The sequence below is a fragment of the Actinoplanes sp. G11-F43 genome (assembly GCF_050589265.1).
In the GTDB taxonomy this organism is placed as follows: domain Bacteria; phylum Actinomycetota; class Actinomycetes; order Mycobacteriales; family Micromonosporaceae; genus Actinoplanes.
In genome coordinates, this window is sequence record NZ_JBNZCE010000043.1 from 40,138 (window position 1) to 49,727 (window position 9,590).

General features: G+C 70.8%; 8 protein-coding genes and 1 pseudogene. 4 read left to right on the forward strand and 5 right to left on the reverse strand.

The window, feature by feature from the left end:
• Positions 1 to 37: 37 nt before the first annotated feature.
• Entirely contained in the window at positions 38 to 1,039 is a 1,002-nt protein-coding gene (locus tag ACQ0O7_RS38010; protein ID WP_430789954.1) for a sulfotransferase family protein, read from the reverse strand.
• Between the two features lie 215 nt (positions 1,040 to 1,254).
• Entirely contained in the window at positions 1,255 to 2,163 is a 909-nt protein-coding gene (locus ACQ0O7_RS38015; protein WP_430789956.1) for a DMT family transporter, read from the reverse strand.
• Between the two features lie 71 nt (positions 2,164 to 2,234).
• On the opposite strand from ACQ0O7_RS38015, the gene ACQ0O7_RS38020 reads away from it, so the two are divergent.
• Positions 2,235 to 3,152 carry a LysR family transcriptional regulator gene (locus ACQ0O7_RS38020; protein WP_430789958.1) on the forward strand — a complete coding sequence of 306 codons (918 nt, stop codon included), beginning with the start codon at positions 2,235 to 2,237 and terminating at the stop codon, positions 3,150 to 3,152.
• Between the two features lie 17 nt (positions 3,153 to 3,169).
• Here the strand turns inward: ACQ0O7_RS38020 and ACQ0O7_RS38025 are convergent.
• Positions 3,170 to 3,463 (reverse strand): annotated as a pseudogene (locus ACQ0O7_RS38025) (GNAT family N-acetyltransferase); the annotation flags it as partial.
• Positions 3,464 to 3,479: 16 nt separating this feature from the next.
• A complete protein-coding gene (locus ACQ0O7_RS38030; RefSeq protein WP_430789960.1) occupies positions 3,480 to 4,031 on the reverse strand; it encodes a DUF305 domain-containing protein in 552 nt (183 codons plus the stop codon).
• 84 nt (positions 4,032 to 4,115) lie between these two features.
• On the opposite strand from ACQ0O7_RS38030, the gene ACQ0O7_RS38035 reads away from it, so the two are divergent.
• Positions 4,116 to 4,418, forward strand: a complete 303-nt coding sequence (locus ACQ0O7_RS38035) for a DUF1905 domain-containing protein (protein ID WP_430789961.1) — start codon at positions 4,116 to 4,118, stop codon at positions 4,416 to 4,418.
• Here ACQ0O7_RS38035 and ACQ0O7_RS38040 read toward each other — a convergent pair.
• Positions 4,325 to 6,601, reverse strand: a complete 2,277-nt coding sequence (locus ACQ0O7_RS38040; RefSeq protein ID WP_430789962.1) for a putative bifunctional diguanylate cyclase/phosphodiesterase — start codon at positions 6,599 to 6,601, stop codon at positions 4,325 to 4,327. The genes ACQ0O7_RS38035 and ACQ0O7_RS38040 overlap by 94 nt on opposite strands.
• Before the next feature lie 79 nt (positions 6,602 to 6,680).
• On the opposite strand from ACQ0O7_RS38040, the gene ACQ0O7_RS38045 reads away from it, so the two are divergent.
• Together ACQ0O7_RS38045 and ACQ0O7_RS38050 are read left to right on the forward strand one after the other, a co-directional pair.
• Positions 6,681 to 8,435 (forward strand): methyl-accepting chemotaxis protein, encoded by a 1,755-nt coding sequence (locus ACQ0O7_RS38045; protein ID WP_430789964.1) that lies wholly within the window; start codon positions 6,681 to 6,683, stop codon positions 8,433 to 8,435.
• Positions 8,436 to 8,473: 38 nt separating this feature from the next.
• Positions 8,474 to 9,211, forward strand: coding sequence for a phosphatase PAP2 family protein (locus ACQ0O7_RS38050; protein ID WP_430789966.1), 738 nt, complete (start codon positions 8,474 to 8,476; stop codon positions 9,209 to 9,211).
• Positions 9,212 to 9,590 lie beyond the last annotated feature (379 nt).

The following is a 9,590-nucleotide window of genomic DNA, read 5'->3' on the forward strand; positions in this document are numbered from 1 at the left end:
CCGAATCGGACCGGAAAGTGCCACACGACGAGGGCTGTCAGACCCGCTTCAGCTGGCCCTTGGTGAGCAGCGCGGCGATCGGCGGCTCGGCCGGCTCGGTGGGCGCCGGGCGGAACAGGTTGCGCGCCGCCTGCTTGGCCGGGCCCAGCCGGTGCTTGGCGAGCATCTTGGCGTCCGAGCGCATCTGGGCGCTGCGCGGCACCGGGATGGACGGCTGATAGCCGAACTTGGTCAGCTGCTCACCGAAGGCCGCCTCGCACTTGCGCAGCTCCTCCTCGGTGAGCCGGGTGCGCCAGCTCTGGATGCGCTCGGTGGTGGGCGCCTGGTGGGTGAGGGTGTGCCAGGTCTTGTACTCCGGCACGGCCACCGAGGCCAGCTTGTTCGGCGTGCTCATCGCCGGGTCGTAGTCCTCCTCCAGGAACTCGCACATCCTCCGCAGGTGCGGTTCCGGGTCGGCGACCAGGTCTTCGTAGCGCACCTGGTGGTAGACGTCCTTCGGGTACCGCCGGGCGGCCATCAGCGAGGCGTCGGCGGACTTGGCCCAGTAGTCGATGAGCGTGTCGAACTCGGACGGTTTCCACGGCGTCTCCTTGAGCGACGCCACGCAGTCCCGCCCGTCCCGCATGATGTTGATGATCTGCGCGTCCGGGAACAGGCGCAGGATCGTCGGCAGGTGCCGCAGGTAGAGCGGGCGCTTGTCGCCCCAGCGCGGCTTGCCGAACCGCTCCGAGTACATCCGGAAGACGATGCCGAACGCCGAGCCCAGGGTCGGCGGGCCGGCCACGATCGCCTCGACGGTCTGCTCGGCGTCCAGGCCGAGGTCGTCGAACTGGGAGGAGGTGACGATGAAGCGGGCCAGATCCTCGCGGTTGGCGGCCTCGGTCAGGTCACCGAACTCGGCGCGCTTCTGGTACGCCGCAAGAAGGAATCGTGTCTCCGGCGGTAGTGCGATCCGTGGGTGCGCGTGCAACATGAGTTGCAACATCGTCGTACCGGACCGGGGACAGCCGACGACGAAGATCGGGCGATCACTCGACATGGCGACCACCGTAAATTGCCTCGACCGGGTTTGTCGTCCCCGCTTGCCGCATGGCGCTCCTCTCCAGCTCTTCCCACTGATCTTGAAGACTTGGCAAAGATTTCGCAAAAACCCTGTGCGGGAAAGGCCGGAGAGCTGTCGTCCAGCTGTGAGTTGACTGGCAATTTTTGCGTTCGGTACGTGCCAGTCTGCCCATCGTTATACAAAGGACCTGGTCAGAGCCGATCAGATGGGGAGACCGAGGCGGTCAGCGCTTCGGTCTTCTCACTCTTTGTAGGTGCCGGGCGGGTGGAAAGCCAGCATCCGGTGACCACCATGGCGAAACCGATGATGGTCCCGACGCCGATCGGCTCGTTGAGAATGATCACACCGAGCAGGACCGCGACCACCGGGTTGACGTAGGTGACCAGGCCGGCCCGGTTCGACCCGGCGATTCGGATGAGTTGATAGAACGTGAGCAATGCCACAGCGGTGCAGAGCACGCCGAGCGCCGCCAGGGCACCCCACGCGTCCGCGCCGACCGGCCCGGAGGGCAGCGCCGCCAGACTGACCGGGGCCAGCACGAGCGTGGTGGTGACCGTGGTGCCGACGGTCAGCGCCTCCGGCGGCAGGTGCGCGGCCCGGCGCTGCACCAGGATCGTCGCGACGGCGTAGCTGATCGCGGCCAGCAGCACCATCCCGGCGCCGAGCAGACCCCAGCCGTCCCCGCCCAGGTCCACCCCGACCAGCACGACCACCCCGGCGAAGCCGGTCAGCAGCCCGGCCGTACGCATCGGGGTGAGCGGTTCGGCGCGCGACATCAGCAACGCGATCACCACCGGCTCGACCGCGATCAGGATGCCGGTCAGCGACGAGGTGATGTGCTGCTCGCCGTAGGTGATCAGCAGGAACGGGCCGATGATGTGCACCGCCGAGATCAGCGCGACCACCCGCAGGTTGCCGCGCAACGCGCCGAGGGTGCCGCGCAGCAGCGCGACCGGGATCAGGACGGCGGCGGCGATGGCGGTCCGGCCGGCCACCACCAGCAGCGGGGACAGGTCGTCGATCGCGATCTTGATGAGGAAATACGGGATGCCCCAGAGGAACGAGACGGCGGCGAAGAGGAGCCAGGCGAGACGATTCACGAACACCAGCCTGGCGCCGTACGGTGTTCAGCGGAAGTACTGACCAGCTGATGCCGCTTTAAGGAAAACTGATGATCGACCCGCGCCGGCTGCACATGCTCACCGAGGTCGCCCGGCACGGCAGCTTCAACCGGGCCGCCGCCGAGCTACGGCTCACCCCGTCCGCGGTGTCCCAGCAGATCAGCGCTCTGGAACGAACCGTCGGCACGCCCGTCGTCCGGCGCAGCACCCGCGGTGTCGAACTCACCGACGCGGGCCGGATCCTGGTCGGCGCCGCCGACGTGATCAGCACCGAGCTGCTCCACGCCGAACGGGAGATCGCCCGGCTCGCCGCCGACCGGGTGGAACGGTTCACCGTGGCCACCTTCACCAGCGGCGGGCAGCGGATCCTGCCGCACGCGCTGATCGGGTTCACCACCGAGCGGCCGTCGGTCGAACTGACCGTGATCGAGAGCGAGCCGGAGGAGAGCCTGCCGCTGGTCCGGTCCGGGGCCGCCGACCTGGCCCTGGCCTACCACTTCGACGGGCCGGCACCGGCCCCGGCCGGCCTGGACTGGCTGCCGCTGCTCGACGACCCGATGTGGATCGTCCTCCCGGCCGGGCACCGGCTCGCCGGGCGCACCGCGGTCACCGTCGCCGAACTGGCCGGTGAGCGCTGGGTGCACGGCTGCCTGTCGGTCAGCGAGATGCTCGACCGGTACGCGGCGCTCGCCGGGTTCGTGGTGGAGACCGCCTGCCGGGGCACCGACTACCAGTTCGCGCAGTCCCTGGTCCGGGCCGGGGTGGGGATCGCGATGATCCCGGAGGTGGCGCTCACCACGGACGCCTCCGGGCTGACCGCGGCCCGGCTCACCCCGCCCGGCCCGTGCCGCTACGTCGGGGTGGCCACCTCGAAACGCCGCCGCACCGATCCGCTGATCGCCGCCCTGCTGCGGGCGTTGCGCTCGACCGTCGGGGCGCTGCCGTCCACCCCGCTGGCTACCGGCTGATCCGACCACCCCGCCGGCTATCGGCTGATCCAATACCGCCGAAGGGTGCCCAGCTCGGTGTCCCGGACGTCCTCCAGAACCCCACCGTTGTTCTCGATCACCCGCGCCGAGGCCGGATTGTCCACGTCGCAGGTAACCAGCACCCGGTTCAGGCCGCGCTTGCCGGCCGCCACCAGGATCTCCCCGAGCGCCCAGGTGGCCCGGCCACGGCCGCGCTCGGACGGGCGCACGCTGTAGCCGACGTGGCCACCGGCGCGCAGCAGGAAGTCGTTCAGCTCGTGCCGCAACGCGATCGCCCCGAGGTAGCGGTCGCCGTTCTTTCCGTTTTCAGCCGGCGGACAGGGCGAGAAGGCGCTGGATCTGGCCCTGCCGCGCCGCGGTGACGTCCTCGGCCAGGTCGACCGCCTGCGGGTACGACCCCTTCTCCACCTGCATCCGGATGGTCTCCATGCCGTTGTGCAGGTTGCCGAGCAGCAGTGCCACCGCGGCCCGGTCGAACTCGGACCCCTGGAACTCGGCCAGCCCGGTGAAGTCCTCCTCGCGCAGCGCGTGCAGGGCGCCGTGCCCGGCGTGCAGTCCCTCGTCCGGCGCCACCTCGAGGGGCTTGCCCCAGTCCTGGAGCCAGCCGCGCATCATCGGGGTCTCGGCCCGCCACGCGGTGCGCAGTTCCTCGGCGACCGCCCGGATCTCCGGGTTCGCGGCCCGCATCTCGGTGAGCCGGGCGACCCGGTCGCCTTCGGCGTTCTGCGCCAGCCCCATCTGGAGGAACATCACATCGGTCTCGTTGTACGCCGCCTCGGGCTCGCCACCGCACCCGGCCAGCACGGAGGCCAGCAGGACGGCGAGGGCGGCCCGGCGCCCGGTGAATCGCATAGTCATCAACGTAAATTAAGTAGTCCTTACAGTAAACAGTGTTAAGAGGTTCCGGACCGGAATGTCGTACCCGGGTGGCATGCTGCGGGCATGCACGTGGAGTTCGAGAGTGAGCTGTGGGTCTGGGCAGCACGCCGGGCCGAGAGCTGGACGTTCGTCAGCCTGCCGGAGGACGCCTCGGAGGAGATCCGGCACCGGGCCGGCGGGCTGACCCGCGGCTTCGGCTCGATGCGGGTCCGCGCCACCCTCGGCGGCAGCTCCTGGACCACCTCGGTCTTCCCGGACAGCACCCGCAACGTCTACGTGCTGCCGGTGAAACGCGCGATCCGCACCGCCGAGTCGCTGTCCCCCGGCGACGTCACCACCGTCGCGGTCGAGCTGCTCGACATCTGAGCCGGGGCCGGCCGGCCGAAGTGGTAACCCTGCGCCCGGCGGTACCCGAGGCGGTACAACTCGGCGGCCTGTTCGGCGGTCTCCACCCCCTCGGCCACGGCGACCAGGCCGAGGCCGTTCGCCACCTGGATCAGCGAGGTGGCGATCACCGCGTGCCGGCCGGCCATCGTGACGTTCTCGACGAACGACCGGTCCACCTTGAGCACCCGGACCGGCAGGGTCTGCAGCAGGCCGAGTGACGAGTGCCCGGTGCCGAAGTCGTCGAGGGCGATCGACACCCCCATGTCGCTGAGCTCCCGGACGGCGCGGACCGCCACCCCACCGCCGAAGACGGCGGTCTCGGTCACCTCGACCACGAGACGGGCGGGGTGGATGCCGGTGTCGGCGAGGACGGCCGCCACGACGCCGGGGAAGGCCGGGTCGGCGAGCTGCCGGGCGGACACGTTGACGCCGATGCGTTCCGGGGCGACGCCCTGCCGCCACCATTCGGCGTACTGCCGGCAGGCGGTCCGCAGCACCCACTCGCCGAGTTCGACGATGGTGCCGTTGCGTTCGGCGACCGGGATGAAGGCGGCCGGGCTGACGAAGCCGCGCTCCGGGTGCTCCCAGCGCAGCAGGCTCTCCACCGCGGTCACCCGGCCCTCCGGGAGTTCCACGATCGGCTGGTAGACCAGGTGGAACTCGCCGCGGTCCAGGGCGGCGCGCAGGTCGGCGCCGAGGCGGGCCTCCTCACCGGCGGCGTCGTCGAGATCCGCGGCGTACGCCCGGTGCCGTCCCCCGTCGGCCTTGGCGGCGTACATCGCGACGTCCGCCCGGCGCAGGGTCTCCACCGGGTCGCCGGCCGCCGCGCCGGTCGCCCCGGCGATCCCGATGCTGGCGCCGACCAGCAGGTCCTGCCCGCCGGCGTGCACCGGCCGGTGGATCGCCGAGCGCAGCTGGACGGCCAGGTCCTCGGCCGGGGCGGACACCGACGGCAGCAGGACGGCGAACTCGTCGCCACCCATCCGGGCGGCGATCGAACCGGGCGGCACCTCGGCGGCGATCCGGCGGGCGATGACGGCGAGCAGCTGGTCGCCGACGGCGTGCCCGTACCGGTCGTTGACGGCCTTGAAACCGTTCAGGTCGAGCAGCAGCACGGTGGGCGCGCCGGCGGCGACCGCGGCGCTGAGTTCCTCCTCGAAGGCGCGCCGGTTGGCCAGCCCGGTGAGCGCGTCGTGCATGGCCAGGTCACCGAGCCGGCTGGCCTGGGTCTTCACCTGCTGGACCAGCCCCCACATGCGGAACACGACGAGCAGGAAGAGGACCACGGCGCCGATGCCGAGCGACTTCCAGGCGATCGCGGCCGGGTCGGTGGCGCCCTGCAGGAAGAGCAGTCCGGGCGCGATCAACGTGAAGATCATCAGGAGGGCGAGCCGGCCGCGGCCGATCTGGCCGGCGGTGAACGAGGTGTCCGGCCGCTGCCGCATGGACGGGTGCAGGGCGGCGGCACCCCAGCAGGCGTACGCCATCAGGAACCCGGAGTCGACGAACCCGCCGGTGTACTCGGTGGTGCTGGACATGGTCGTGTAGATCAGATCGCAGGAGAGCATCAGGATCGCGCCGAGCGACATCAGGCGCAGGCTGGGGGTGCGGTTCTCCGGCCGGGTCAGCATCCGGGCGACGGCGGTGGTCAGCAGCACGTCGGCGAGCGGGTACCCGATGGTGACGAACCGGTCCAGCAGCGGCGAGCCGGCGTCGGCGAGGGTGGGCCCGACGACGGTCACCCAGAAGATCAGGCCGATGCCGGTGGAGATGACCGCGGCGTCGATGATCCCGCCCCGGTCCCGTTCGCCGTGGCCGCGCCCGAGCCGGTACAACGAGGCCCAGAGCAGCGGGTACGCCGACAGATACAACAGATCCGCCCAGTACGGGTACGGATACTCCCCCAGCCGCAGCTCGGTCACGTCGTAGGTGATGTCGCCGGAGACGAAGGTCAGCACCCCGACCGCGAACAGCAGCCAGGCGCCCCGGTGTTCGGGCCGGTTCCGGGCGATCCCGACGATCATGGCGGTGACCGCGGACAGCCCGACCGTGTTGACGTAGATCTTGGCCTGCAGGCTGTCGTCGGGCAGCAGGGGGAAGCAGAGCGCGGCGATGACCGCCGCCACCAGCCAGCCCGCCCACAACGGCACCCGCGTCCTCACGCCCTGGGTGATCGGCCGGACACCGCGAGGGTTGAGAAAGAGCGCTCAGCCGGTCCGGGTTCGTGCCGAACAGAGCGGTATGGGGCGATTCCGGCGGGAGGTGTGGCTGCCGGTACTCGGGATGGTCACGGTGATGCTGGTGGTGCTCGGTGTGCCGGTCTACCTGGTCACCATGTCGGGTTTCGACCGGCTGGAACGCGCCATGCTGGGCAAGGAGTCCGAGGAGCTGCGGGTCGCGATCAGCGCCCAGGCCCAGCGGCTGCACGACTTCGGGGTGACCAACTCGATCTGGACCACCCTCTACCGCACTCTGGAGACCGGGAACGCCGCCCGGTTCGTGGTCGACCTCCCGCCGACCGTGCTGTCCCGCGAGTACGGCTTCTCCGGCGCCGTACTCACCGACCTGGACGGCCGGATCCGCGCGGGCGGGCGGATCGACGGCGCGGTCTACCGGTCGCTGCCCGCCCCGCTCGACGATCCCGCCGTGCTGCGCGACTACATCCACACCGGTCCGGCCGGCGACGACCGGTGCGGGCTGACCAGCGCGACCGGCACCCCCACCCAGTTCTGTTCCTTCCCGGTCTACCGGGACCAGGGCGTGGGCTCGCCGAACGGCTCGCTGCTGCTGCTCATGGCGCTCGACGAGACCGGCCTCGCCGCCCTGGCGGGACGGACCGACGACGAGATCGTCCTGCGCCCGCAACCCCGGCCGGGCGCCGAGCCGCTTCGGGAGCTGGCCAGCGCCTTCGGCACGATCACCGTCACCACCGCGACGGTCGGCGACGAGATGGCGGTGGCCTGCACGATCGTCGGCGTCGACGGCGTACCCGTCACGTTCGAGGGTCTCAACGACCGGCCGATCCGCGCCCGGGCCCTGATCACGCTGGCCCAGCTGGCCGTGGTGATGCTGTTCGCGGTGGCCACCGTGGCGGTGCTGGTGGGCATGGCGATGCGCCGGGCGGTGCGGCACCGGGTGCAGCCGCTGCGCCGGACCACCGAGCAGATCATGGCGGCCGGTGATCTGACCCTGCGGGTGCCGCCGTCGGACGACCCGGACATCAGCGCGGTCACCGCCGCCATCAACGACATGCTCGCCGCGATCGAGCGGCACGCGGACGAGGTGGCCGGCCTCCGCGACCACGAGGCGCACGAGCGAGAACAGCAGATGAGGGACCGGGAGCAGGAACGGGCCGACACGCAGCGCCGGTCGGCGGCGGAGTCGGAGCAGATCATCGGCGGGGTGGCGTACCAGCTCGGCGACGCGGTCCGCGGGGTGGACGCGGTGAAGACCTCGGTCGACGAGATCAACGCCGGGGCGGCGGCCGCCTACTCGGCCACCGAGCAGATGGCCGAACACGCGGTGCGCGCCGACCAGGCCGCCGAGGCTCTGACGGTCAGCCTGCCGGCCACCCGCGAACTGGTCGCGATGATCGCGTCGATCGCCGGGCAGACCCGGATGCTGGCGCTGAACGCGACGATCGAGGCGGCCCGCGCCGGTCACGCCGGCCTGGGTTTCGCGGTGGTCGCCGACGAGGTGCGCAAACTGGCCGACGACACCGCCGAGTCCACCGAGCGGATCACCGCCACCCTGAACACGCTGACCACCACCGCCACCGACGTGTCCAGCGCGGTGGCCACCGTGACCGACACGCTGACCGGCGTCCGGGCCGCGATCGCCCAGGTCCGCACGGTCGCCGACGCCCAGCACCACGGCATCAACGACCTGGTCGGCCAGGTGCAGAACGCGATCGGCCAGATCAACGAGTACGCCGCCGACCGCTCCCACCTGCCCGGCCGCCCCGATCAGCACTCCGGCGACGTGGAACTCTTCTGACAGGATCTTCGCAGGTGGATGTGGGGTAATGGTTCGCCATGCGGCTTGAACCACCTTCCGTCCGAGCCCGGTCGGCACTGCTGCCACCGGCCCTGTTCGCGCTGATCGCGGCCCTGGTCGCGGGCGGCTGGGGCCCGTTGCACACCCTCGACCGGACGGTGACCGCCCGGCTGCACGAGGCCGCCCACGCGGGCCCGGCGCTGACCACCGCGATGACCTGGCTGACGAACCTGTTCCAGCCCAACGTCTTCCGCCTTGCCGCCCTGATCCTGGTGATCTGGCTGCTCCGCAAGGGCGCGAGACGTACCGCCGCCTGGGTGGCCACCACGATGATCGCCGGCGGCCTGCTCGGCGCCCTGCTGAAACTGGTGTTCCTGCGCGACCGCCCGGACTTCCCCGACCCGGTGTCCTCGGCCGCCGGTTACGCGTTCCCGTCCGGCCACGCCCTGAACGCGGTGCTCGGCGTCGCCGTCTTCGTGATGATCTTCCCCCGGTTGTGGGCCCTCTGGGTGATCCCGCCGGTCACCGCCCTCACCCGCGTCCACCTGGGCGTGCACTGGACGAGCGACGTGGTCGCGGGTCTGCTTCTGGGCGTCGCGGTGGTCCTGGCCTCCCGGTGGGCATTTTTTCGGTACGGGCATGAAAAGTCCCCTGTCCACCCCGCGACGCATGCGGAACACCGGACCGTCCAGCGGCCGCCGGGCCGAATGCGGCCGTCACCGGCTACCGCACCACCCCGAGCACACCGTCCCCCGGAGCCGGCTCCCGAAGACTGAGCGCCTCCGCCTCCCCTTCTCCGCACAAGCGCCCCCATGGCCGATCTCGGCGGATTCACCACCGTTCCGGATCTTGTTCTCGCGCCCCGGCCCGCTCGCGGTCGATTCCGGCGAGAGCGTCCGCCTTCCGGCCCCACCCCGGGCCGATCTTGGAGGGTTCACCACCGGAAAAAGCCCTGCTCTCGGCTGCCTGATCACTTGCGGTCAATCCCTCGCGCGGGGTGACCCGCTCAACAGAGATCTTGGTGGATTACCACCGGAAAGAGTTTTCCTCTGGGCGGCTGGCCCGCGCGCGGTCAATTCCCCGCGCGAGTGTCCGCATTCCAGCACCGCCCTGGCCGATCTTGGTGGATTTACCACCGTTTTCGGTGGTAAATCC